The following is a 23,816-nucleotide window of genomic DNA, read 5'->3' on the forward strand; positions in this document are numbered from 1 at the left end:
GCTCACCGTCGCCTCCCCTCCCGCGGCCCCGCCGCCTCGTCCCGACACGCCACGCTAGCCCAACCCGCCCCCCGCCATGCACCGCGCCCATCACAGCAACATGATATCCATAGTATCATCATATTATTCAATCAATATTATGAATTTACAGATACCCAAGGAAGTCGGGACGACGCAAGGCCCGCGAGTCGCCTGGACGGGTGATGCAGGGTCCAGCGATCACCTTCGGCTGGCTGATGCGCCCACACCGAAGCGGACCGTTCCCTCAGCTGCGCTCAGACCGTCTCGCGGTAGTCGTAGGCGGCGACTCGGAGGTCAAGCCGCGAGCCCCCTCAGCCAGTTCTCAGCGAGCCACTCGATGACGGGCACGCACACGGCGTCGCCGAGCGCGAACATGGCCTGGCGGTCCGACACGGCGTCATAGCGCAGCGCCTCGGCGCCCTGGAGGCGGGCGTACTCCTCGACGTTCATCCAGCGCACAGCGAAGTCGCCGCCTCCGGCACCAACACCGACGGGTCGGTAGCCGTGCTTCCCCGCCGCCCCCCCTATCAGCGACGGCCGCTCTCGTCGCTGAGTTCCTTACCGAATTGGGACCTGAGCCAGATCACAGCGGCACGCTCGGGGTGACATCATGGGCTTGACCGGAAGGAGGGCCTATGGCCGTCGAGATGGCAATCTGGCGAATGACCGATGAGGGACCGCACCGGTTGGAGTCCTCGCCGCTGGACTTCGAGCAGCGCCTCGAGGACATGCTCGCCGAGGACCCAGCCATGATCGACACCGATCTGCTCGTCATCGGCAGGCAGGTGCGGACCGGATTCGGGGGCGTCATCGATCTCCTCGCCCTCGATGCCGAGGGACGTGTGCACGTCCTTGAACTGAAACGTGACAAGACTCCGCGGGACGTCGTCGCCCAGGCTCTGGACTACGGGTCCTGGGCGAAGGATCTGAGCCTCGAGCAACTGGAGCAGATCCACCAGGACTCCGAGAACGGCGAGACGCGCCTCGACGAGGCCTTCGCCGAGCACTTCGGCGGTCCGCTGCCCGACGTCGTCAACGCCGAGCAGCAGTTCACGATCGTCGCCTCCGAACTCGACCCGACGTCCGATCGCATCATCGAGTTCCTGGCAGGGTCCTACGACGTGCCGATCAACGCCGTCTTCTTCCGCCACTTCGCCGACGGCGGCCACGAGTACCTCGCCCGGACTTGGCTACTCGATCCCCACCAGGTCGAGGACAAGGCGGCTCGACTGTCGCGCCGCAAGCTTCGCCCGTGGAACGGACGGGACGTCTGCGTGATTCTCGGACATGACAAGCCGGACGATCCCCGTTGGCACATAGCCCGCAAGCACGGCTATCTCAGCGCGGGCGGTCGAAAGCGGCTGCGCAACCTCGAGGAGGGACAGCGCGTCTTCGCTTACGTGAGCGGAGCCGGCTACGTGGGCATCGGCCAGATCACCGGCGAGATGATCCCGGCGCGAGACGCACAGGTCGACGTAGACGGGCAACGCCAACCGCTACTCGATCAGCCGGACATCAACTCAGCGTGGTGGAGGCAGAATGCCGCGTCGGAGGATCCAGAGGTGATCGAGATGGTCGTTGCTGTGAAGTGGCTGGCAACGCGGCCCGTCGGGGAGGCCTTCTTGGAGAAGAATCTCTTCACCCCGCGGCAGACCCTCTGCAAGCTGCGCCACACGCCCACAATCGAGACCGTCGAGTCGGCGTTCGGACTCAACGAGGCGACGAAGTAGCCGCGGCGATCTCTCGGTGGGGAGTCCGATGGAGTTGGCCTCCCCCAAATCAGGACGATACAATGTGGCATGTTTCCTTGGTTTGTTCTTGTCCAGAATGCATCTACTCGGCCACAGTGACCCCCAACCGTGAACCGACCATGGGCAAACTTAGCAAAATGACCCTCAATCCAGAACCACGTCACTAGAGCTGAGCCTCGAATGGCTGAAACAATGCTATACCGGTCTTGGTAAGTTCTATATCAATCCAAGGCGGCATGTCGGAAAGTTCTTCGCTCTCAATTATGTATGCAAAACGGTATTCCCTTTGATGGCGATACATGTTGACCTTTCGGAACCAGCGACCAATGATTGCGTCACCCACGTTAAGCAGCTCCTTCGACGTCTGTGACACAGGCTTGTCATCGGTGAGGTACTTCACCGGGCCCCAAGCTGATTGAATTCGGTGCTCTCGAACTTGTTTGGTTGCCAGCCAGCGCTTGATGCCCCATTCCACTTCAAACTTCAAACAAGACACATCTGTCGAACAAGTCCATTCCTTGTCTTCTGCAGACAATGAAGAGACGAGCTCTCGCCACTGGTCCGGATTCTTGGGCAGGAGCGAGAAGCAGAGCAGATACGGTACTTCTCCGATTCTGTCGGTGATATCAATATCATACTCATACGCTCGTTTCTCACCCGCTCGGACCTCGCGAAGTTCAATGATCTGATCGCCTTCAATAAGATGGTCGGCGTGACGTATTCGAACATCTATCGGCAAATCCCTCAACCAATGGCCGATCTTCTGATCATCATCCGACTCGCAGCTCACATTGCCTTTGAGTGTGGTGCGTCGAAGGCCTTCGTAAGGGTCGGTGATGCCATCGCTAGCTTCAATCCTGCGAAATTCCGAAGCACGCCGTAGCCTGACGATACCGCCAGTCGCTTGCGGAAGGTACTGCGATTCCCAGGCTCGGACCAGTTGAGGCATATAATCTCCTTCGCTGGAATCCCAAGTAGACTACCAGCACAGTGGCTTGCTGGACTCCAGCAAGATCGCGGAGGGTTTGGTTAGGACGGGTGATCTGACGCCGCCATTGGCATGTGGCGTAGAGCCGGTCGTGTCCTGGACTCAGCGAAAGCGGCGGGGAGGGACCGCGGCACTCAGATCTTCAAAGGTCAGCTATGGCCACGCTCTCAACTGGCATCAGACCGTTTCGTGGAAGTCGTGGGTGCTGCCGCCGAGTTCTTCCAGTCGTGCGCGGGCCAGGTGCTCGAGCCGTCGGGACTGCACCCATAGCGTTTGGCGGATGCCGAGTTTCACTTGCCGCTCGCTGATCACGCGTGCCAGATCAGCGATGGTGCGGGCGCGGCGGGCGAGGCGAAGGTCAGGATGTTCACGGCCCTGCCGCGCGTCGTCGGGCAGGAGCGCTCCGCGCACTGACGGCGGCAAGTCGATCAGCTCCGTCCTGGTGATCTCGCCCTCGTTGAGCACGGCGCGGAATTTCGACTTGGCGAGCGCCTCCTGGTAGACCGTGAACTCGGCCCGGTCGAGCGTGTCGCCCACGTCTCGGCCCTCCAAGTCCCAGAACGGCCACATCTCCACCTCGGCGACCTCGAAGGGGTCGAGCACCCGCATCGCCACGGCGTCGGTGCGCTGGTTCGTGAGATGGCGGCGTATCCGCGTGCGGATCTTCTCAGTGGTCTGCCCGACGTAGATCGGCTCGTCGTCGTAGTCGATGAACAGGTAGACGCCGCGGGTGCAGTCGCCCGCTCGCCGCCCGAGCGGATCGGTGAGGTCGAGCAGGCGCGTCACACCTGCATAGAGCGCATCGACCTCTGGGGGCGACTCGGAGGTCAAGCCGCGAGCCTCGTCAGCCAGTTCTCGGCGAGCCACTCGATGACGGGCACGCACACGGCGTCGCCGAGCGCGAACATGGCCTGGCGGTCCGACACGGCGTCATAGCGCAGCGCCTCGGCGCCCTGGAGGCGGGCGTACTCCTCGACGTTCATCCAGCGCACGTCGAAGTCGCCGCGCCCCACCCGCACCAGCGCCTGCCGGGACGACCCGCCCCGGGTCGTGCGCAGCGCGCCGGCGATCTCGTCGCTGCGGACCTCCCAGACAGCGCGCCCGTTGCGAGTCCGACGGTACGCGCCGAGGCACCGCACCCGGGAGTCGCTGCGCCAGGAGTCGACCCGGCCGCGCTGCAACGGCGACAGCGAGGCGAGGAAGCCGTCGCGGCGATCGGGCGGCCACCAGTCGCCGTCGGGGCCGGCGACGTCCGCCAGCCTCAGCGCAGCGCCGTCAGGGGCCGCCGGGAGCGCGGGCTGCGACCCCCGCGCCCCCAGCAGGAAGACGCGGGGACGGCTCTGGGGCACGAAAGAGGCGGCATCGATGACGGCGGACTCCACCGCATAGCCGAGCGCTTCGAGCATCCCCACGACCCTCGCGAAGTCCCGGCCACCGTTCACGGTGCGGAACCCGGGCACGTTCTCGACGATCACCGCCCGAGGCCGGCGTTCGCCCATCTCGGCGAGGATGCGGCAGAACTCGACGATCAGCCCGGACTCGGCGCCTCCGAGCCCGGCCAGGTTGCCCGCCAGGGACATGTCCACACACGGGAACGACGCCGTGGCGACCTCGGCGTCCGGGATGTCGTCGCCGCGCAGGTTGCGGATGTCATCGACCACGAGCGTCTCGTCCCCCCAGTTGGCGCGGTAGAGAGCCGCCTTGGTCCGGTCAATGTCGTTGGCGAAGACGGTCCTCACGCCCACGCTCTCCAACCCGGCCCGCATCAGGCCCATCCCCGCGAAGAACTCGGCGGACCTCATACGGCGGCGAGACCCAATGGAACCGGCCGCGGCGGTGTCGTCGTCAGGGAGCATGTCGAACCGCCGAGCGGGGGGTGATCCTCGAACGTGGCCAGCGCTACGCGCCTCGTGCTTCACGACCCTATAGCAGCACAGGGGTGCGACACGCGGATAGGACCTGCGGCCCCGGGCGGCACCCTTCCGCGGGTACCGCGCTCACCTCACTGTGCCGCAGAGAGGGGGCACCGTCCTCAACGACGGCTGTGGGCGCGCTGGGGTTCTGGGCCGTGGAGAAGATGGATCCCGGCGACCCGCGCTCCCGGTACGTGGGGCGCTTCCTGGACGCCGTTCGGCCGGTACGGTCGGCGGAGTCGGCTGGACCCGCCGTCTGCCCCGCCAGAGCGTGGGATACTGGCCCAGGTGGCTGACGAGGCGGTACCGGGGTCTTCGCGCCGGGCACCGGCGCACGCCGGCTCCTGGGCCTTGGACGAGGCGGTCCGGCGGTCGATGGTCGCGAATCGCAGTCGGGACACCAAGCCGGAGCTGCGTGTGCGGTCCGCCGTCCACCGGCGCGGCCTGAGGTACCGGGTGTCAGTTCGGCCGATCCCGGAGTTGCCGCGAACGGCGGACATGGTGTTCCGGCCGGCGAAGGTCGCTGTGTTCATCGACGGCTGCTTCTGGCACGGCTGTCCCGAGCACTACGTCCAGCCGAGGACGAACGCCGACTACTGGTCAGCGAAGATCGCGCGGAACAAGGGGCGGGACTCTGACACCGACCAGCGACTTGGGGACGCGGGATGGACCGTGCTTCGCTACTGGGAACACGAACCCATCGAAGAAGTGGCCGAAGACATCATCAGCACCGTCAACGCATCTCGGAAGAGCTGAGCGCACCGCCGACAGGCAGTCTCCTACGAGTAGACGACCAGCGACTCCACGCGCCGGCCCTCGAGGCGGAACCGGCCGTGCAGGAACGCCAGCTCGACGAAGAAGGCGCAGCCTGCGACTTGCCCCCCGGCCTCTTCGACGAGGTCGCAGGTCGCCCGGGCGGTGCCGCCGGTGGCCAGCACGTCGTCCACGACGAGCACGCGTGCGCCCGGCGCGAAGGAGTCCAGGTGCATCTCGAGGCTGTCGCTGCCGTACTCCAGCTCGTAGGTCACGCCCACGGTCGCCGCCGGAAGCTTCCCCGGCTTGCGCACGGCGGCGAACCCGACGCCGAGGCGTTCGGCCACCGGGATGCCGAAGATGAAGCCGCGCGCCTCCGCCGCGGCCACCGCCTCGACGCCGGCACCGGCGAAGCGCTCCGCCAGCGCGTCGGCGCAGGCCCTGAAGGCACCGGGGTGCGCCAGCACGGGCGTGATGTCCTTGAAGCCGATCCCGGCGACGGGGAAGTCCGGGATCTCCCGGACCAACTTCCGCCAGAGGGCCTCGGCCTCGCAGGCGTCCGTCATCCGACGGTCCCCATACCCGGGAACCTCCTCACTTGCGGCGCTTCTTGGCCGGCCGCGCCGGATGGGTGCGGGTCGTGGTCACACCTGACCGCCCCACCGGTCCGCTGCCCGGCCGCTTGGCGCGCGGCGCGGCGGCCACGGGGCGGCGCTCACTGGCAGCCAGCCGCTGCCCCGGCCGCTCGCCGGTGACCCACACGTGCAGCCAGGCCACCAGCGGCGACGCCACGAACAGCGACGAGTACGTGCCGGCCAGCAGACCCACCAGCAGCGCTATCGAGAACTCCTGCAGCGTCACCGCGCCGAGCGCGAAGCGGCCGATGATCAGCAGCGACAGCACCGGCATAACCGACGTGATGGTGGTGTTGATCGAGCGCATGAACACCTCGTTGACCGAGCGGGTGACGATCTCGAAGTACGGGTCCTTGCGGGTGCGGGCGTTGCCGCGGATCTTGTCGAAGACGACCAGCGTGTCGTACAGGGAGTACCCCAGAATCGTGAGGAAGGCAATGACAGTCGCCGGCGTCACCTCGAAACCGAACAGCGCATAGAACCCGACGGTGACGAGGATGTCGTGGCCGACCGCCACGAGGGCCGACACCGCCATCTTCCACTCCATCCGCAGCCAGATGTAGACGGCGATGACGATGAAGAACACGATGAGCGCCAGGCGCGCCTTGCTGGTGATCTCGGCGCCCCAGGACGGGCCGACCGCCGAGAAGGAGATGTCGTTGGGACTGATGCCGCCCAGTTCGGCCAGCGCGGCTGAGACGGCGGCGACCTCGGCGGTGTTGGTGGCGGCGACCTCGGCGCGCACGCGCACGACGCCTCCGCCGAGCTCCTGGATGCGGGCGTCGGCCTGCCCCACCGTCGCCAGGGCCTCGCGGACCTCGGCGATCGAGTGGTTGCCCAGCGGCGCCTCCCAGAACGTGCCGCCCTCGAACTCGATGCCCAGGTTCAGGCCCCGGAAGATCCAGGCGCCCCCGGCGATGAGGAGCACGACGACCGACAGCACCACCGACCGGCGCCAGAGGCGCTCGAAGTCCAGGTTGACCTGGTTGGAGTACATGCGCCGCAGGCCACCTCGCAGCGTCGTGGGTCGGTGGTTCATGATCGGGCCTTGCCGGTGGCCGGGGTGGCGTCGCGCGGCGCCGCCGGATCCGCCGCGGCCGCCGCCACGACCGTCGCCATCCCCACCAGCGCCGGGCGGTGCGCGCTCCAGCGGGCCAGGCCCCGCACGACCGGGCGCAGGAAGAAGTACGTGGCCACCAGGTCCAGGATCGAGGCGATAGCCAGCATGGCGGCGAATCCGCGCACCGAGCCGATCGTGAGCAGCCAGAGGATGCCGGCCCCGATGAGCGTGGCCAGGTTCGCCCAGAAGATCGTCCGGAACGCCACCGGGAACGCCTGGTCGACCGAGCTGCGCAGGGTTCGGCCGCCGAGCACGTCTTCCTTGAGGTGCTCGAAGTAGACCACGTTGGAGTCCAGCGACACACCGATCGCCACGATCAGGCCGGTCACGCCGGCCAGCGTCAGCGCCAGCCCCCGGGTCTCGGACAGGAACGACAGGATCACCCACAGCAGCACGCCCGACACCATCAGGCTGCCGAGCGCGGCGGCGCCCAGGAACCGGTAGTAGGCCAGCATGTACAGCGCCACCAACCCCAGACCCACGATGCCGGCGATGAGTCCGGCCTGCAGGGCGTCGCGGCCCAGCGTGGCCGAGACGGTGCGCACCAGGCCGCTCTCGGCGGGGTCCTCGAACACCAGCGGCAGGGCGCCGTAGTCCAGCACCAGCGCCAGGTCGCGCGCCTCGGCCTCATTGAAGGCGCCGGTGATGTTGATGCGGTCGCGCTCGAACGCCCGGGCGTTGACGACCGGCGCCGACTCGACGACGCCGTCCAGCACGATGCCGAGCTGGCCGGTGGGGCACAGCAGGGGATCGGGGCCCTCGTAGTAGCAGGCGCGGGCGGCGGCGTTGAACCTGTCGATGCCCTCGGCGCCTTCGAGGGCGGTGACCTGCACGTTCCACTGGGCGAACTCCAGGACCGGCGTGGCGCTCTCGAGGGCGGCGCCGGTGACCAGCGCCGGACCCAGCAGGAAGTGGAAGACCTGCCCGCCGGCGTCCGGCCGACCGGGCAGGATCACCACCGAGTCGGCGTCGTCGTCCGCGGCGCCGGTGAGGGCGCCCTCGAGCAGGTCCTCGACGGTCAGTTCGCCGGGCTCGTCGGCGCCGCTGGCATCGTCGGCCGCGTCGGCTGTGGCGGACTCGTCCGATTCCTCGAGGGAGGCCCCGTAGGCCTCGATCTCGGCGCGGGACACGGCACGGGCCAGCAGGGGCCGGAAACGCAGCTCGGCGGTCTGCCCCACGAGCGCGATCGCCCGCTCCTGGTCGTCCACGCCGGGCAACTGCACCACGATGTTGCCGCCCTGCACGGTGATGTCGGGCTCGGCCACGCCGAGGGCGTCGACGCGGTTGCGGACGATCTCCAGCGCCTGCTCGAGCGCCTCGGGCGTGATCTCGGTCTCGCCGGGCACCGGGCGCAGCACCACCTCGACGCCGCCCTGCAGGTCGAGGCCCAGCAGCGGCTCCTGGTGCGTCACCAGGTTCCCGACGAGCAGGCCGACGGCAACGACGACGACGGCGACGAGGGACCGGTTGCGGCGCAGGCCGGACAGCAGGCGCTGCACTGTGGCGAGGAGCGCGTCGAGCGAGTCGGGTGAGTCCCTCGTTACGGTCCTCCAAGCGGACAGCAGGCGCCCAATCATCGACGTCACCGGATCCTCGACGACGACTCGAGGGCGACCAAGAGCGACATCCGCGACCGCACCTCGCCCGGCGACGAATCAGTTCGAACCCTCGTCCTCCCAGTCGTGGTAGGTGATCCGTTCGGCGATCGAGTCCCGCGTGACCTTGATGCGGACATTGTCGGCCACGTCCACGAGGACGGTCTGCTCGTCGAAGCTGTGGATCCGGCCGTAGACGCCGCTCGACATCAGCACCTCGTCACCGACCTCGAGCTTGGAGAGCATCTCCCGGCGGTTCTTCGCCCGCCTCTGCTGCGGCCGCAGCAACACGAGCCAGAGCAGCGCCATGATGATGATGAGCGGCAGGAAGCCACCGAATCCGCCGCCGCCCCCGTCCTCGGAAGTGGTCGTGCATGCCTGCGCGACGAGCAGGATCAGGAGGAATAGAAAGCTGCGCACGTCACCCGCCTTGTGGTTCGGTTTAGGTGGTTCGGTTGTGGTCGCGTCGACGCCGGATCGAACCGGGCACGGTGCCCAAGGCTAGCCCGTCGGCGGTCGTGTGACGATCCGGCCCGGCTGCGCGCCGCGGGGTCCTTCAGCGCGCCCAGACGGCTCGAACGGCCGCGGCGTGCGCCCCGAATCGGTCCTCGGCGATGGCGCGCCGCGTCGCCTGCATCAGGTCGAACAGCCAGGCCAGGTTGTGCATCGTCAGGATCCTCGTGGCGGCCGTCTCGCCGACCATCAGCAGGTGACGCAGGTAGGCACGCGACCAGCGACCGGCCGGGTCGTTCGCCAGCGCCGGATCCAGCGGCCCGTCGTCGCGGGCGAAGCGGGCGTTGGGGAGGTTGAGACGCCCCTCGGAGGTCAGGACGGTGCCGTGGCGAGCCAGGCGGGTCGGCAACACGCAGTCGAACATGTCCACCCCCACGCTCACCGCCTCGAGGATGCTCAACGGGTCGCCGACGCCCATGAGGTAGCGGGGGCGGTCGGCGGGAAGCAGTTCGGTGGTGGCCGCCAGCGGCTCGAGTCGCTCGTGGCGCTCCTCGCCCACCGAGAGCCCGCCGATGGCGTAGCCGTCGAAGCCGACCTCGAGCGTCCGGGCCGCGCTGGTGCGTCGCAGGTCCACCTCCAGTCCGCCCTGCACGATGCCGAACTGCGCCTGTGCCGGGGGCGCCATCGATCGGTGCGCGGCGCGGGCGCGGGCCGCCCAGGCGGCGGTCCGGTCCACGGCGGCCTCGATGACGGGGCGCGGCGACGGCAGCGGCGGGCACACGTCCAGCACCATGGCGATGTCGGAGCCCAGCAGCGCCTGCAGCTCGACGGCCCGCTCGGGGGTGAGGGTGTGGGTGCTGCCGTCGTAGGTGGAGCGGAAGGTGGCGCCCCGGTCGTCCAGCTTCGGCTCCAGGCTCATCACCTGGTAGCCGCCGGAGTCGGTCAGGATGTGGCCCGACCAGTCCATGAACCGGTGCAGGCCGCCGCGCTCGGCGATCAACTCCGCCCCGGGACGCAGCATGAGGTGGTAGGTGTTGGCGAGCACCACGGCGGCACCGAGGTCTTCGAGGTCGGCAGTGGTGAGGGTGCGCACCGCCCCGCGGGTCCCCACCGGCATGAACGCCGGCGTGATGAAGGATGCCCGCGGCGTGCGGACCTCGCCGGTTCGGGCTCCGCCGCAGCGGGCGGTCTCGGTGAAGCTCAGCATCTCGCCCCAACGCCCGCTCGCGAGCACAGCCTGCTCACCAGCATGGCGTCGCCGAAGGATCCGAACCGGTAACCGGACTCGAGGGCGATCTCGTAGAGCCTCCGCCAGCGCTCGCCCACGAACGCCGCCAGCAGGCACAGCAGGCTCGAACGCGGCAGGTGGAGGTTGGTGAGCAGCACGTCGGTGACCGCGAAGGGGTACGGATACCGGATGAAGAGGTCGCTGCACCCCGCCAGATCGCCGCTGGCCGCCGCCGTCTCCAGGGCACGGACGACCGTGGTGCCCACCGCCACCACCCGGCGGGCCTCGCCGCAGGCCGCCCAGGTCTCGGGCGGGACGGTGTAACGCTCGCTGTGCATCACGTGGTCCTCGAGCCGCTCCGCGGTGATCGGGCGGAACGTGGCGACGCTGATCCCCAGGTCGAGGGGTGCCACGCCGATCCCGGCGGTCCTGAGTTCGGCCAGCACCTGCTCACTGAGATGCAGACCAGCCGTGGGGGCGGCGGCGGAGCTGGGGCGGCGGGCGTAGATCGTCTGGTAGCGCTCGGCCGGCACCGGGTTGTGCACATACGGCGGCAGCGGCACCTCGCCCAGCTCCTCCAGCAGCGCCGAGATGCTGCGGTGGGCGAGGGCGGTGACCTGGCGGGTGCCGTCGGGCTCGGCCGCCTCGACCCGCAGCACGTCCCGCCCGGCGGCATCCCGCAGCACCGTCTCGGGCGGCACCCGTCGCCCGGGCCGCACCAGGGCTTCGGCGGTGACCTCCGGCCCCGGCGTGGTCACCAGTACCTCGACGCGTCCGCCGGTCGGCTTGCGCAGGTGCATGCGGGCGGGCGCCACGCGGGTGTCGTTGACGACCACGGTGTCGCCGGGGCGCAGCAGGCGCGGCAGGTCGCGCACCCGGCGATGCTGGACCTCGTCGTCGTTCCCCCCGTCGACGAGCAGCCGGGCGTCGTGGCGCGGCTCGACGGGTTCCTGCGCCACCGCCTCGGGCGGCAGCGCGTACTCCACTTCGCCGGTGCGCATCAATCGAACAGGCCGGGGGGGCTCTCTTGGTCGGCGTCGGCTCCGGCGTCGGCGAACCCGCCCGCCGCCGGCTGCCCGCTGGGCGGCTCGAGCCCCAGATGCTCCCAGGCGGCCGGCATGGCCACGCGCCCGCGCGGGGTGCGCATCATGAGCCCCTGGGTGATCAGGAACGGCTCGTAGACCTCCTCCACCGTCTCGGCGGGCTCGCTGACGCTGATGGCCAGGGTGGACAGGCCCACCGGTCCCCCGCCGAAGCCGCGGCAGAGGGCGTCCAGCACGGCGCGGTCCTGGCGGTCCAGCCCGCGGCCGTCCACCCCGAAGACCGCCAGGGCCTCCTCGGCGGTGGCCTCGTCGACGCGCCCGTCGCCCTCGACCTGCGCGAAGTCCCGCACCAACCGCAGCAGCCGGTTGGCGATGCGCGGCGTGCCCCGCGCCCGGCGAGCGATCACCGATCCGGCGACCAGTGTGATGTCCACACCCAGGATGCCGGCGGTGCGAGCCACGATCTGCTCGAGTTCGTCGGGCGGGTAGAAGTCCAGCCGAGCCGTGAAGCCGAAGCGGTCCCGCAGCGGGCCGGTGATCATCGAGACCCGCGTCGTGGCCCCGATGAGCGTGAACCGGGGCAGGTCCAGCGGGATCGAGCGGGCCGCCGGACCCTTGCCCAGCACGATGTCCACCCTGAAGTCCTCCATCGCCGGGTAGAGGACCTCCTCCACGGCGCGGCTCAGCCGGTGGATCTCGTCGATGAAGAGCACGTCGCCCTCGCCGAGTTTGGTCAGGATGGCGGCGAGGTCTCCCGCCCGCTCCAGCGCCGGCCCGGAGGTGGTCTGCTGCGCCACCCCCATCTCGGCGGCCACGATCCCCGCCAGGGTCGTCTTGCCCAACCCCGGGGGCCCCGCGAACAGCAGGTGCTCGGTTGTCTGGCCACGCTCGCGCGCCGCGCCGCAGATGATGCCGAGGTGCCGCTTCAGCTCGGTCTGGCCCACGAAGTCGTCCAGCCGCACCGGCCGGATACCGAGCCGGTCGGCGTGCTCGTCGCGCCGCTCGACGCCATCGGCGTCTGCCGCCAGCACCTCGGTCCGCATCGCCGTCTCCCGCGGTCGGCGCGACCGGCCCGGCTAGCGGGTGCCCGCCAGCTGCTGCAGAGACTCGCGCAGCAGCTCGGAGGGATCCCCGTCGGCGGGCAGTCCCGACACCACCCGGTTGACCTCGTCGTCGCGATAACCCAGTTGCCCCAACGCGGCCCGGACGTCGCTGTGGGGACCGCTGGAGGGGATTCCCGCGACGGGGGCCACCGCAGCGAACTCCGGCACCCCCAGGCGCGCCTGCAACTCGACCAGCAGGCGCTGCGCGGTCTTGGCCCCGACCCCCGGGACCAGGCACAGCGCGTCGATGTCGCCTGCCGCCAGCAGCCCCTGCAGCGCCGCCGGGCCGTGGACACCGAGAATCGAGAGGGCCAGCGCGGGCCCCACGCGGTTGGCGCCCAGCATCGCCTCGAAGCAGCGCAACTCGGCGGGCGACCCGAAGCCGTAGAGCATCTCGGCGTCCTCACGCACGTAGTGGTGGACGTACAGCAACACCTCGCTGCCCAACGGCCCGACGGCCCGCCGGGCGGCCTCCCCCACCGTCACCCGGTAGCCGATGCCCCCCACCTCCACCAGCAGCTCGTCGCCGTGGCGGTCCAGCAGGCGGCCGCGCAGTGATCCGATCACCGCGCCGGCAGGGGTGCCGTCCCCGCAGCGGCCGGCGACTGCGCCAGATGGCAGAGGGCCACCGCGGCGGCGTCGGACACGTCGGCGGGACGCAGCGGCTCGGGCAGACCCAACAGCATCTGCACCATCTGGGCCACCTGGTCCTTGCCGGCCGCTCCGTCGCCGCACACGGCCTGCTTGACCTGGTTCGGGGAGTACTCCACCACCTCACAACCCGCGGCCACCGCCTCGGCCATGACCACACCGGCCGCCTGCCCCACGCCCATCGCGGTGCGCACGTTCACCTGGAACAGCACCCGCTCGAGTGCCACCACCGCCGGGGTCAACTCGGCCAGGAGGCCGCGAATCTCGCGCTGCAGCACCGCCAGCCGCCGCGGCACCGGCTCGTGCGGCGGCGTGGTGATGACACCCGCCACCAGGGCCGTGGTGTCTGCCCCGCGACCGGACACGCAGCTGTAGCCGCAACGCGAGAGACCAGGATCTATACCGAGAACGAACACTCGTACGAGGTTAGACGGAGGCGGCCAGACCCTGGAGGATTTCGTCGGGAATGTCGAAGTTGGCGTGTACCCCCTGGACGTCGTCGTGATCGTCCAACTCGCCGATGAGGCGCAGCACCGATCGGGCCTGATCGGTCGACGTCACGGGCACCGCCTGCGTCGGCAGCATCGTGGACTCGGCGTTCTCCACGGCGATCTCGGCGGCCTCGAGCGCCGCGGTCACCGCCGGCAGATCCGTCGGCGCGCAGGTCACCCGCCAGGTGTCGCCCTCGTCGACGATGTCCTCGGCCCCGGCGTCGAGGGTGGCCATCATCAACTCCTCCTCATCGACGGCTCGGGCAACGGTGATCACCCCGCCTCGGCGGAACTGCCAGGCGACCGCCCCCGGTTCCGCCAGCGAGCCCCCGTGCGCCCGGAACAGGGCGCGGACCTCCGAAGAGGTGCGGTTGCGGTTGTCGGTCAGCACCTCGACGTAGAGCGCCACCCCCGCCGGGGCGTACCCCTCGTAGGTGAACGGCTCGTAGGCGACCCCCTCCAGCTCGCCGGTGCCCCGCTTGATGGCCCGCTCGATGGTGTCCAGCGGCACCGAGGCGTCGCGCGCCTTCTGGTACATGGTCCGCAGCGTGGGGTTGCCGTCGAGATCGCCGCCGCCGGCGCGGGCGGCCACCTCCACCTGCCGGATGAGGCGGGCGAAGAGCTTCCCCCGTCGCTTGTCGGCGGCTCCCTTGCGGTGCTTGATGGTGGCCCATTTGGAGTGACCCGACATCTACGCCATCTCCTCGCAGAACAGGCGGTGCAGGCGCGGATCGCCCGACAGCTCGGGGTGGAACGTACATCCCCAGGCGCGACCCTCGCGGCACAGCACGGGATGGCCGTCGAGGCGGGCCAGCACCTCCACCCCCGGTCCGGCGCGCTCCACGATCGGCGAGCGGATGAAGACCGCCGTCATGGGCGACGGACCCAGCGCTGCGATCGGCAGGTCGGCCTCGAAGGACTCGGTCTGGGACCCGTAGGCGTTGCGGCGTGCCGAGATGTCGAGGGCGCCGAAGCAGTGCTGGTCGTCCCGCCCGTCGCTGACCTCCGCTGCCAGCAGGAGCAGACCGGCACAGGTTCCGAGCGTGCTCATGCCGCCGGCGAGACGCTCCGCCAGGGGCCCGGTGAGGCCGTTGGCGTCGAGCATCATCGAGATCGTCGTGGACTCCCCGCCCGGCAGGATCAACCGGTCCACGTCGGCGAGTTCGTCGGGTCGGCGAACCGGTACGGCGGCGGCCCCGATGCGCCGCAGAGCCGCCAGGTGCAGTTCTGCGGCGCCCTGCAGCGCCAGCACGCCGACCTTCAAGAATCCGCCTTCACGGGTCGGCCTACCAACCCCGCTCGGCCAGCCGGGTCTCCAGGTTGCCCAACTCGAGTCCGGGCATCGCCTCGCCGAGGCCGCGGCTCACCTTCAGCAGGATGGCGGGATCGTCGAAGTTGGTGGTTGCCTCCACGACCGCCTTGGCGCGCGCCGCCGGGTTGTCGCTCTTGAAGATGCCCGAACCCACGAACACGGCCTCGGCGCCCAGCTGCATGACCAGCGAGGCGTCGGCGGGGGTGGCGACGCCTCCCGCACAGAACAGCGGCACCGGCAGCCGGCCCACCTCGGCGAGCTCCCGCACCAGCGCCACCGGCGCCTGCAGCCGCTTCGCCCAGTCGTACAGCTCGGCGCTGTCGGCGACGGTGATCCGGCGGATGTCGCCGGTGATGGAGCGGAGGTGGCGCACCGCCTCGATGATGTTGCCGGTGCCGGCCTCGCCCTTGGAGCGGATCATCGCCGCACCCTCCGATATCCGCCGGAGCGCCTCGCCGAGGTTCGTGGCGCCGCAGACGAAGGGGACCGTGAACTGCCACTTGTCGATGTGGTGAGCCTCATCGGCGGGCGTCAGCACCTCGCTCTCGTCGATGTAGTCCACGCCGAGGGCCTCGAGCACCTGCGCCTCGGCGAAATGGCCGATGCGGGCCTTGGCCATCACCGGGATGGTGACCGCCTCGACGATGGACTCGATGATCTCCGGCGGGCTCATGCGCGCCACGCCGCCGTCGCGGCGGATGTCGGCCGGCACACGCTCGAGGGCCATCACGGCCACAGCCCCGGCGTCCTCGGCGATCCGGGCGTGCTCCGCGGTGACGACGTCCATGATGACGCCGCGCTTGAGCATCTCGGCGAGGCCGCGCTTGACCCGCATGGTGCCCTGGGCACGCCCCAGCGGGGCGGGTGGGGCCGTTGCGTTGGCGTCGGAAGGGTCGGCGGCGGAAGTCATGGTTCCAGTGTACGACGCGGCGCTTGGCTCACGGTCGGCGACGGCGCCGGCGCGGGCCGCTCACAAGTCGCCGAGGACCGTGATCCGGTCCGCCACACCGACCCGCCGGCGGCCCGGTCCGAGCGCCTCGTGCATCCAGAGATGGCGGATCGCCGGCGAGCGACGCCTCAGCCGGGCCGCGCTCTCCTCCATGCGGGCCAGCGCACCCACCACCCCGGGCGGGAACCGTGTCAGCTGCGCCGCGCTGACGTCCGCCGCCACGACCCGCGCTCCGTCGAGACGCCGCGACGACCAGGACGCCCCGAAGGGACCGCCCAGCAGCGCCAGGGCGCACAGCCGGGTGTCGCGGCGCGCGGTGCCGTCGGCGATGCGCGCCAGCAGGTGGGCCACCGTGCCTTCCAGCTCCACCGGGGCCAGGACGTCCAGCAGCCCGGTGGTCACCGCCACGGTGGCGGTGCGGGGGCCGCGCCCATAGGCCAGCGCACCGCAGGCCTCGTCGTCGATCACCGCCAGCCGGGGCACGGGCAGGCCGGCGCCGAGACACAGCGCCTCGACGTACACCTCCATCCGTTCGGCCTCGGCGGCGAGTGGGGGCCGCGCCCCGGCCAGACGCCCCGCGATGCGGCCCGCCGACAGCAGCGCGGCGGCAATCGAGACCGCCAGGGCGCCGACGACGGCCACGACGATGATCAGCAGCGTCACGCCAGCACCCTCTCGTAGACGGCGGCGTAGCGCTCGGCGAGCCGGTCCATCGAGAACTGCTCGGCCCGCTCGATGCCCCGGGTCACCAGGTCGCCCGGTGTCGCCAGCACCTCCCGGAGCGCCCCGGCGAGGCGCTCGGCGTCCCCGGGCGGCACCAGCGAGGCCTCGACCCCCGCACGCGCCACGCGGGTGTAGCCGGGAATGTCGGTGGCCACGATCGCCGTCTCGGCCGCCATCGCCTCCAGCAGCACGACGCCGAAGGACTCGCCGTGCAGCGAGGGCGCGCAGAACACGTCGGCGCCGCAGAGACGGCTGATCTTCTCGTCCTCGCTGAGGCGACCCAGCCACCTGATGCGGCGGTCATTGGCCGTGAGCCTCCGGAGGGTCTCGGTCTGGGGACCCTCGCCCCCGACCCACAGCACCACATCGGCCGGCAGCCTGCGCATGGCCGCCAGCAGCACGTCGAGGCCCTTGCGAGGCTCGTGGCGACCCACGAAGAAGATCGTGGGGCCTTCGGTGGGGTGCGGCTTGGTCTGGCGGAAACGCTCCACGGGGACACCGTTGAACAGCACCTCGTAGATCCCACCCAGGTGGCGGCGGGCCAGATCTGCGGCCTCGGCGGACACGGCGCCCCGCCAATCCAGGCGATTGCAGACCCAACGCAGCACCGGCGAGACGTTCTCGTAGGCGGCGGACCCCCCGGCGGCGTGGAAAGTGGCCACCAGCGGGGCGCGCTTGGAGACCAGGGCGGCGAGCGAGGGCGCCGGCACCAGCGGCTCGTGGACGTGCAGGAGGTCGAAGCGCTGATCCCGCAGCACCGCGTAGCTGCGCTGGAACGCCGGGATGTCGAAGGCGATCGGCGCGAAGGACCCGTTCGCGGCGATGAAGAGCGAGTTGCCGATGGGGATGATGTCGGGCTCGGGCGGGGGGCCGTCGCAGGGGCCCAGCAGGCTCACCGCCAGGCCGCGGCGCCGCAGGGCGCGTGCCAGGTAGAGGGCCTGCATCTGCACGCCGCCGGGAAGGGTGAAGCTGTAGGGGCTGATCATCCCCACGCGCACGGAACTCACGCTAGCGGGAGCGCGCGCCGGCGGTAGCGCCGGACCCGGAGCGCAACGCAGCCACGGCCTCGCGATCGCTCGGCCAATTGGGTTGCATCAGGTGCCACTGCGTCGGGGCGGGACGGATCATGTCCTCCAGCAGATGGGCCAGATCCTGGGTGGCCTCGGCGACGACCTGGCGCAGGCGGCCCTCCCGGCTGACCAGGACCGGCGGGTAGGTCTTGGCGTGGCACTTCCCGCCGCGCCGCCGCACCACGACACCCACGATCGGCGATCCGGTGCGCCGGGCCAGCACTGCCGCGCCGCCCGGCAGCGTGGTGGTCTCGCCGAAGAACTCCACCTCCACGCCGCCGCCGCCGATGTCCCGGTCGGTGAGCAGGCACACCACGTGACCGTCGTGGAGAGCGTGCGTGAGCGCGCCGAGCGCGCCCGGGCCGGCCGGCACGATCTCCATGCCGATCCGGCGGCGGAACCGCTCCATCCAGGCGAACAGCTCGGGGTGCTCGATGGTTTCGACGACCGCGGTGACCTTGGTCCCGGGCCGCTGCGCCAGCCATACCCCCGCCCACTCCCAACTCCCCACGTGCGGCAGCGCCAGGATGGCGCCCGGCCCCATGCGCAGGGCGTCGGAGATGTTGTCGTAGTCCTCGAAGGTGAAACCGGCGTCCACCTCCGCCGGCGAGGCGGCCGCCAGCCGGGCGCAATCCACGTAGTAGCGGCCATAGGCGACGAAGGTCTCACGCACGGCGCGGCGCAAGGCGGCCCCGCTGGGCGCGGCACCGTCCGGGGCGGTGCGGCGCAGGTTGCGTTCCACGATGAGCCGCTGCTCGCTGCGCCGCAGCGCCAGGGCGCCGGCAAGCAGCCGGGTCCCGCCGTCGACCAGCCAGTCCGGCAACAGCGGCAGGAACCTGGCACCGAGCCGGTACTGCTCCAGCACCAGACGGTGCCGCAGCCGCGCCCGCAGGCCCGAACCGCGCCGCACGCGCCCGCTCAGAACTGCCGCCAGATCTTGGCGAAGCGCTGCACGACGGTGACCAGCGTGAGCCCCAGCAGCGCCCACAGCACGTACGGCAGCCAGGCCACCACGAGCAGCCCGAAGCACAGCACCACGAACCGCTCGGCGCGTTCGGCCAGCCCGCCGCGGGCGTCGAGCCCGAGCGACTCGGCCTTGGCGCGCAGGTACGAGACGAACTGCCCCGAGGCCAGCACAGCCACCGGCAGCAGAGCCAGAACCCCGTCGTCGAGCAGGTGATAGGTGAGCGCCCCCAGGATCAGCGTGTCGGAGATCCGATCGCACACCGAGTCCAGGAACGCGCCGCGGGTGCTGACCGTCCCGGCGGCCTTGGCGACCGGGCCGTCCAGCAGGTCACCCAGCCCGGCGAGGACGATGAAGGTGAACGCCAGCCCGAACCGGTCGATGACCACCATGGCGGCGGTGGCCGCCGAGGCCGCCACACCGAACAGCGTCACGTGATCGGCACGCACCCCCAAGCGCCAGAGCACCTTGCCGATCGGCACGACGACGCGGTCGACGCCCGCCCGCCAGCGCCCGTCGAGCACGGTCCCGCTCAGATCCCTAGCCGTGACAACCGGGGAGGTTGTCCCCGGTTCGAGGGGGCGGGGCGCAGGAGCCTCCGTGCTCAAACAGAGAAACTGCGCGCGGAGGCTCCTGCCCCCCGCCCCCTACCTCGGCTCGACATGAGGCCGACCTCCCCGCGCCGCTCGCGGACCTGGCCGCCCCTGCGCCCCGCCTCCAAGCGCTAGCCCGGCGGCTCATGGATGTCGGTGTCAGCGAGGTCCGACCAGTCCTCGGGGTTGTCCTCGACGATCACGTCCAGCACCTTCGGCTCCACGCCGTCCACGAGGACCAGACCGCGCCGCAGGGGCCGTATCTCGTTCGAGAAGACCAGGATCCGCCAGGTCGGGCGGGAGAACCAGCCACGCCAGCCCATCTGCGCCGAGGCGTGACCCACGGGGAAGCCCACGGCCCGCACCGCCTCCAGCAGGGCGTCGGTCTCCTCGACGCGCAGATCCCAGCCGGCCCGGAAGTGGTACGCCGCCAGCACCAGCAGGGCGATCCCCGCCGCCAGGAAGCCACCGTTGACGATGTTGGGATCGCTACCGATCGTCAGCGCCCAGGTGGCGATGGAGACGACGCCCAGGAAGGCGTAGAGGGCGCCGGGCACGCGCCGGCGGCTGTTGTTGGGGAAGACGTAAGGTCCGACGTAGCCGCTGACGTCCAACTCCGGCGGCAGTTCGTCGCCGATGTCCGGGCGGTCGGCGGCGCCGGCGGTGCCGGGCTGCCGCTCGTCCCCGGTCTCGGTTTCGGCCTCGGTCTCGGGAGCCATGATCCGACGCTACCCGGCAGTCTGCTGCCAGGCGCCCCGCAGCTTGCGCCAGGTGTCCTCGAGCGTCTCGGGCAGCACCCGCACCCCGCCCACGGTCGTCATGAAGTTGGTGTCGCCCGCCCAGCGGGGCAGGCAGTGGACGTGCAGGTGGCCGGGCACGCCGGCGCCGGCCGCCCGGCCCAGGTTGAGCCCCACGTTCACCCCGTCGGGGTCGTAGGCGACCTGCAGCGCCTGCACCGCGGCGCGCACCGCAGCCCACAACTCCCCCCAGGTGGCGTCGTCGAGGTCGTCGGGTGAGGCGGCGGCGGTGTAGGGCACCACCAGCAGGTGCCCGGTCGTGTAGGGATAGGCGTTCAGCACGGCATAGGTGTGCTCGCCGCGCCACAGCACGAAGGTCTCGCTGTCGGGGAGGTCGCCCCGCCCGATCGCCTCGAAGGGCGAGGAGAACCCCGAGCCCTCCTCGTCCGCCTCCGCGCTCACCGCGGCCACGTAGTCGGCCCGCCACCCGGCCCAGAGCCGGCCCAACTCACTCATCGCGACTCTCTCCCGGGCCCGCTCATCAGCGCGGCGCCGCCTCGGCCAGCATCCGGGCCGTCAGGGTGGCCAGCGGGACGTCCCGCTCGGTCTCGGCGGCCCGCGGGTTGACGCCGACGGTGCCCGCCGCCACGTCGCTGGCGCCCACGACCAGCACGTAGGGAACCTTCTGGAGCTTGGCGGCACGCACCCGCCGCCCCAGCGGCTCGTCGCTGGCCATCACCTCGACGCGCAGCCCCGCGGCGCGCAACTCATCGGCCACCTCGGCGGCGTAGCCGGCGTGGTCGGCCGCCACCGGCAGCACACTCGCCTGCACCGGGGCCAGCCAGGTGGGGAACGCGCCCGCATAGTGCTCGAGCAGGACCCCGAAGAAGCGTTCCAGCGAGCCGAACAGGGCGCGATGGATCATCAGCGGGCGGTGGCGCTGCCCGTCGGGTCCCGTGTAGTGCAGGTCGAACCGCTCCGGCAGGTTGAAGTCCACCTGCAGGGTGGAGAGCTGCCAGGCCCGGCCGATGGCGTCGGTCACGTCGACGTCGATCTTCGGCCCGTAGAAGGCGCCGCCGCCGGGGTCGGTGACGTAGTCGAGTCCCGCCGATTCGAGGGCGGCGCGCAGTCCCTCGGTGGCCAGGTCCCACATCTCGACGGGGCCGACCGCCTTGGTCGCCGGGCGCGTCGAGAGCTTGGCCTGGAAGTCGTCGAAGCCGAAGGCCCGCAGCACCGACAGCACGAAGTCGAGCAGCGAGGCCAGTTCCGACGGCACCTGCTCGGCGGTGGCGAAGATGTGGCTGTCGTCCTGCGTGAAGCCCCGGGACCGCAGCAGGCCGTGCACCGCCCCCGACAGCTCGTAGCGGTAGACGGCGCCCAACTCGAACAGGCGCAGGGGCAGATCCCGGTAGGAGCGCTGGCCGGACCGGTAGATCATCACGTGGAACGGGCAGTTCATGGGCTTGGGGTAGTAGGCGGCCCCGTCCAGCTCCATCGGGGGGTACATGCTCTCGGCGTAGAAGTCCAGGTGGCCGCTGGTCTCCCAGAGGTTGGACTTGGCGAGGTGCGGGGTGTACACGAACTGGTAGCCGCCCTCGACGTGCCGGCGGCGGCTGTAGTCCTCCATGAGGTGCCGCACCAGGGCCCCCTTGGGATGCCACACGGCCAGGCCCGGGCCGAGCTCCTCGGGCCAGGACAGCAGGTCCAGCTCGCGGGCCAGGCGCCGGTGGTCGCGCCGGGCGGCCTCGGCGAGACGATGCAGGTGGGCCTTCAGGTCTGCGGCGCTGGCCCAGGCGGTGCCGTAGATGCGCTGCAGCATGGGACGGTCACTGTCGCCGCGCCAGTAGGCGCCTGCCACCCGCTGCAGGGCGAAGTGACCGAGGCGACCGGTGGAGGGCACGTGCGGACCCAGACAGAGATCCACGAAGTCCTCGCCGTTGGCATAGCAACTCACGCTGCCGTCCCCGCCGGCCTCGCCGGCCAGATCGGCGTCGGCCTCGCCCTCGACGCCGACGCTGACGCGCTCGATGATCTCGCGCTTGTAGGGGTGGTCGGCGAAGACCTCCAGGGCCTCGGTGGCGTCGATGTCGCGGCGCACGAACGGCTGATCGGCGGCGATGATCTCCCGCATCCGCGCCTCGATCCGCTCCAGGTCCTCGTCGCTGAAGGTGGCCCCGCCCGGCAGCTCGAAGTCGTAGTAGAAGCCGTCGGCCACCGGCGGCCCGATGGCGAAGGTCGCCCCCGGGTAGAGCCCCAGCACCGCCTGCGCCAGGACGTGCGCCGTGGAGTGGCGCAGCGTGTGCAGGCCCCGCTCACTCTCGGCGGTCACGATCTCGGTGGTTGCGCCGTCGACCAGCGGCGCCGACAGATCCACCTCGGCGCCGTCGACGCTGGCGATCACGGCGTCTCGGGCGAGCCGCCGGCCGATCGAGGCGGCCAGATCGGCAGCGGTGGCACCCTCGGGAAGGTCGCGCGCCGAGCCGTCCGGCAGCAGCACACGAACCATGTCGGGAACGCTACCGGCGGGCGCCGCCCGGATCGCACGCGGCGCCGTCGCCGGGCCGCTCCGGGCCGAGTGTCTCGCCGCTGCGAAGGTCCACCCCCAGCAGCATGGCGGAGGCGGCGACGCCCCGGCCCCGGCCGACGGCCTCGTCGATGCACGCCAGCGCGGCCGGCGTGTCGAGGTCGTCATCGAGGGCGGCGCGCACCTCGGCGAGCGGGCCGCCACCGGTGGCGGCCCCCTGCCAGCGCTCCAGGCGCTCCGCGGCCTCGACCATCATGGCCGGACGCCACTCCCAGGAGTCCCGGTAGTGGTGCGCCAGCACGGCCAGCCGCACCGCGCGCGGGTCGTACTCCTTCAGCAGGTCGCTCACGAACACGAGGTTGCCGAGCGACTTGGACATCTTCTCGCCGTCCATGCGGACCATGGCCTGATGCATCCAGTGGCGGGCGAACGGCTCCCCGGTCGCCGCGGTCGACTGCGCCCGCTCGCACTCGTGATGCGGGAAGATGAGGTCGGAGCCACCCCCGTGGAGATCGATGGTGGTGGCGAGTTCGCGCATCGCCAGCGTCGAGCACTCGATGTGCCAACCCGGCCGTCCCGGCCCCCAAAGCGACCCCCACTCCGGCTCATCGGCCGCCGACGGTTGCCAGAGCACGAAGTCCAGGGGGTCCCGCTTGGCGGGATCGTCGGGGTTCCCGCCCCGCTCGGCTGCCAGCACCAGCATGTCAGTCCGGTCCAGCTTGGAGAGCTCGCCGAAGCCCGGGAAAGTGGCCACCTCGAAATAGACGGCCCCGCCGGCGAGGTAGGCGTGACCCCGGTCCAGCACCATGCCGATGAACCCGCGGATGTCGGCGATGGCCGAGGTGGCACGCGGCTCGCTCCAGCACGCCAGCATGCCGAGCGCGGCCATGTCGGAGTCGAAACGGGCCACCTCCGCGGCCGCCAGATCCAGGTAGTGCACACCCAGCGAGCGGGCCTTGCGCAGGATGTCGTCGTCGACGTCGGTGACGTTGCGCACGCAGCGCGTCTCGTGGCCCCGGTCGCGCAGGCGCCGCTGCAGCACGTCGTAGGTGAGGTAGGTGGCGGCGTGGCCCAGATGGGTGGCGTCGTAGGGGGTGATCCCGCACGTGTACATGGTGACGACCGGGCCCACCTCGAAGGGCACCACCTCGCCGGCGACGGTGTCGTAGATCTGCATGGGCGCCGCCGCGGGGTCCGCC

Annotated in this window: 26 protein-coding genes; 2 read left to right on the forward strand and 24 right to left on the reverse strand. The window is 70.7% G+C overall.

The window, feature by feature from the left end:
- Positions 1-315: 315 nt before the first annotated feature.
- A complete protein-coding gene (locus tag OXG55_16820) occupies positions 316-471 on the reverse strand; it encodes a hypothetical protein (protein ID MCY4104901.1) in 156 nt (51 codons plus the stop codon).
- A 185-nt stretch (positions 472-656) separates the two neighbouring features.
- Between OXG55_16820 and OXG55_16825 the strand changes: the two genes are divergently transcribed.
- The gene (locus tag OXG55_16825; protein MCY4104902.1) at positions 657-1,751 is read left to right on the forward strand and encodes an endonuclease NucS; all 1,095 of its coding nucleotides are present in this window, start codon (positions 657-659) and stop codon (positions 1,749-1,751) included.
- A gap of 184 nt (positions 1,752-1,935) precedes the next feature.
- Here the strand turns inward: OXG55_16825 and OXG55_16830 are convergent, their stop codons facing one another.
- From OXG55_16830 to dcm, 3 genes are all read right to left on the reverse strand, one after another.
- Positions 1,936-2,721: a hypothetical protein gene (locus OXG55_16830; protein MCY4104903.1), complete on the reverse strand. Its 786-nt coding sequence runs from the start codon at positions 2,719-2,721 to the stop codon at positions 1,936-1,938.
- A 216-nt stretch (positions 2,722-2,937) separates the two neighbouring features.
- Positions 2,938-3,591 (reverse strand): GIY-YIG nuclease family protein, encoded by a 654-nt coding sequence (locus OXG55_16835; GenBank protein ID MCY4104904.1) that lies wholly within the window; start codon positions 3,589-3,591, stop codon positions 2,938-2,940.
- A complete protein-coding gene (dcm, locus tag OXG55_16840; GenBank protein MCY4104905.1) occupies positions 3,588-4,562 on the reverse strand; it encodes a DNA (cytosine-5-)-methyltransferase in 975 nt (324 codons plus the stop codon). Before dcm ends, OXG55_16835 begins: the two co-directional genes overlap by 4 nt.
- A 399-nt stretch (positions 4,563-4,961) precedes the next feature.
- On the opposite strand from dcm, the gene OXG55_16845 reads away from it, so the two are divergent.
- Positions 4,962-5,429 (forward strand): very short patch repair endonuclease, encoded by a 468-nt coding sequence (locus tag OXG55_16845; protein ID MCY4104906.1) that lies wholly within the window; start codon positions 4,962-4,964, stop codon positions 5,427-5,429.
- 23 nt (positions 5,430-5,452) lie between these two features.
- Here the strand turns inward: OXG55_16845 and OXG55_16850 are convergent, their stop codons facing one another.
- The 20 genes from OXG55_16850 to OXG55_16945 form a co-directional block, all read right to left on the reverse strand.
- The gene (locus OXG55_16850; protein ID MCY4104907.1) at positions 5,453-5,992 is read right to left on the reverse strand and encodes an adenine phosphoribosyltransferase; all 540 of its coding nucleotides are present in this window, start codon (positions 5,990-5,992) and stop codon (positions 5,453-5,455) included.
- 28 nt (positions 5,993-6,020) lie between these two features.
- Complete coding sequence (gene secF, locus OXG55_16855) at positions 6,021-7,100, reverse strand: protein translocase subunit SecF (protein ID MCY4104908.1); 1,080 nt, start codon at positions 7,098-7,100, stop codon at positions 6,021-6,023.
- Positions 7,097-8,758, reverse strand: a complete 1,662-nt coding sequence (gene secD / locus OXG55_16860) for a protein translocase subunit SecD (protein MCY4104909.1) — start codon at positions 8,756-8,758, stop codon at positions 7,097-7,099. The genes secF and secD overlap by 4 nt, the downstream gene beginning before the upstream one ends.
- Positions 8,759-8,836: 78 nt before the next feature.
- Complete coding sequence (yajC, locus tag OXG55_16865) at positions 8,837-9,196, reverse strand: preprotein translocase subunit YajC (GenBank protein ID MCY4104910.1); 360 nt, start codon at positions 9,194-9,196, stop codon at positions 8,837-8,839.
- Positions 9,197-9,332: 136 nt separating this feature from the next.
- Complete coding sequence (gene tgt / locus OXG55_16870) at positions 9,333-10,463, reverse strand: tRNA guanosine(34) transglycosylase Tgt (protein ID MCY4104911.1); 1,131 nt, start codon at positions 10,461-10,463, stop codon at positions 9,333-9,335.
- Entirely contained in the window at positions 10,430-11,458 is a 1,029-nt protein-coding gene (queA, locus tag OXG55_16875; protein ID MCY4104912.1) for a tRNA preQ1(34) S-adenosylmethionine ribosyltransferase-isomerase QueA, read from the reverse strand. Before queA ends, tgt begins: the two co-directional genes overlap by 34 nt.
- A complete protein-coding gene (ruvB, locus tag OXG55_16880; protein ID MCY4104913.1) occupies positions 11,458-12,543 on the reverse strand; it encodes a Holliday junction branch migration DNA helicase RuvB in 1,086 nt (361 codons plus the stop codon). The genes queA and ruvB overlap by 1 nt, the downstream gene beginning before the upstream one ends.
- A 33-nt stretch (positions 12,544-12,576) precedes the next feature.
- Positions 12,577-13,170, reverse strand: coding sequence for a Holliday junction ATP-dependent DNA helicase RuvA (locus OXG55_16885; GenBank protein ID MCY4104914.1), 594 nt, complete (start codon positions 13,168-13,170; stop codon positions 12,577-12,579).
- Positions 13,167-13,619, reverse strand: a complete 453-nt coding sequence (locus tag OXG55_16890; protein ID MCY4104915.1) for a crossover junction endodeoxyribonuclease RuvC — start codon at positions 13,617-13,619, stop codon at positions 13,167-13,169. Before OXG55_16890 ends, OXG55_16885 begins: the two co-directional genes overlap by 4 nt.
- Positions 13,620-13,680: 61 nt before the next feature.
- On the reverse strand, positions 13,681-14,436 hold the full coding sequence (locus OXG55_16895; protein ID MCY4104916.1) for a YebC/PmpR family DNA-binding transcriptional regulator: 756 nt from the start codon (positions 14,434-14,436) through the stop codon (positions 13,681-13,683).
- The gene (gene pdxT, locus OXG55_16900; protein ID MCY4104917.1) at positions 14,437-15,009 is read right to left on the reverse strand and encodes a pyridoxal 5'-phosphate synthase glutaminase subunit PdxT; all 573 of its coding nucleotides are present in this window, start codon (positions 15,007-15,009) and stop codon (positions 14,437-14,439) included.
- A gap of 22 nt (positions 15,010-15,031) precedes the next feature.
- The gene (gene pdxS, locus OXG55_16905) at positions 15,032-15,892 is read right to left on the reverse strand and encodes a pyridoxal 5'-phosphate synthase lyase subunit PdxS (GenBank protein MCY4104918.1); all 861 of its coding nucleotides are present in this window, start codon (positions 15,890-15,892) and stop codon (positions 15,032-15,034) included.
- A 135-nt stretch (positions 15,893-16,027) separates the two neighbouring features.
- A complete protein-coding gene (locus OXG55_16910) occupies positions 16,028-16,669 on the reverse strand; it encodes a hypothetical protein (GenBank protein MCY4104919.1) in 642 nt (213 codons plus the stop codon).
- Positions 16,666-17,736, reverse strand: coding sequence for a glycosyltransferase family 4 protein (locus tag OXG55_16915; GenBank protein ID MCY4104920.1), 1,071 nt, complete (start codon positions 17,734-17,736; stop codon positions 16,666-16,668). The genes OXG55_16910 and OXG55_16915 overlap by 4 nt, the downstream gene beginning before the upstream one ends.
- 1 nt (position 17,737) lies before the next feature.
- Positions 17,738-18,709 (reverse strand): phosphatidylinositol mannoside acyltransferase, encoded by a 972-nt coding sequence (locus OXG55_16920; GenBank protein ID MCY4104921.1) that lies wholly within the window; start codon positions 18,707-18,709, stop codon positions 17,738-17,740.
- An 8-nt stretch (positions 18,710-18,717) separates the two neighbouring features.
- Positions 18,718-19,287: a CDP-alcohol phosphatidyltransferase family protein gene (locus OXG55_16925; protein ID MCY4104922.1), complete on the reverse strand. Its 570-nt coding sequence runs from the start codon at positions 19,285-19,287 to the stop codon at positions 18,718-18,720.
- Between the two features lie 200 nt (positions 19,288-19,487).
- Complete coding sequence (locus tag OXG55_16930) at positions 19,488-20,075, reverse strand: hypothetical protein (GenBank protein ID MCY4104923.1); 588 nt, start codon at positions 20,073-20,075, stop codon at positions 19,488-19,490.
- Positions 20,076-20,084: 9 nt separating this feature from the next.
- The gene (locus OXG55_16935; protein MCY4104924.1) at positions 20,085-20,609 is read right to left on the reverse strand and encodes an HIT domain-containing protein; all 525 of its coding nucleotides are present in this window, start codon (positions 20,607-20,609) and stop codon (positions 20,085-20,087) included.
- A gap of 25 nt (positions 20,610-20,634) precedes the next feature.
- Positions 20,635-22,599 (reverse strand): threonine--tRNA ligase, encoded by a 1,965-nt coding sequence (gene thrS / locus OXG55_16940; protein MCY4104925.1) that lies wholly within the window; start codon positions 22,597-22,599, stop codon positions 20,635-20,637.
- 10 nt (positions 22,600-22,609) lie between these two features.
- Positions 22,610-23,794: a cysteine--tRNA ligase gene (locus tag OXG55_16945; protein ID MCY4104926.1), complete on the reverse strand. Its 1,185-nt coding sequence runs from the start codon at positions 23,792-23,794 to the stop codon at positions 22,610-22,612.
- Positions 23,795-23,816 lie beyond the last annotated feature (22 nt).

It is taken from the genome of bacterium (assembly GCA_026708055.1).
Taxonomy (GTDB): Bacteria; Actinomycetota; Acidimicrobiia; order Acidimicrobiales; family CATQHL01; genus VXNF01.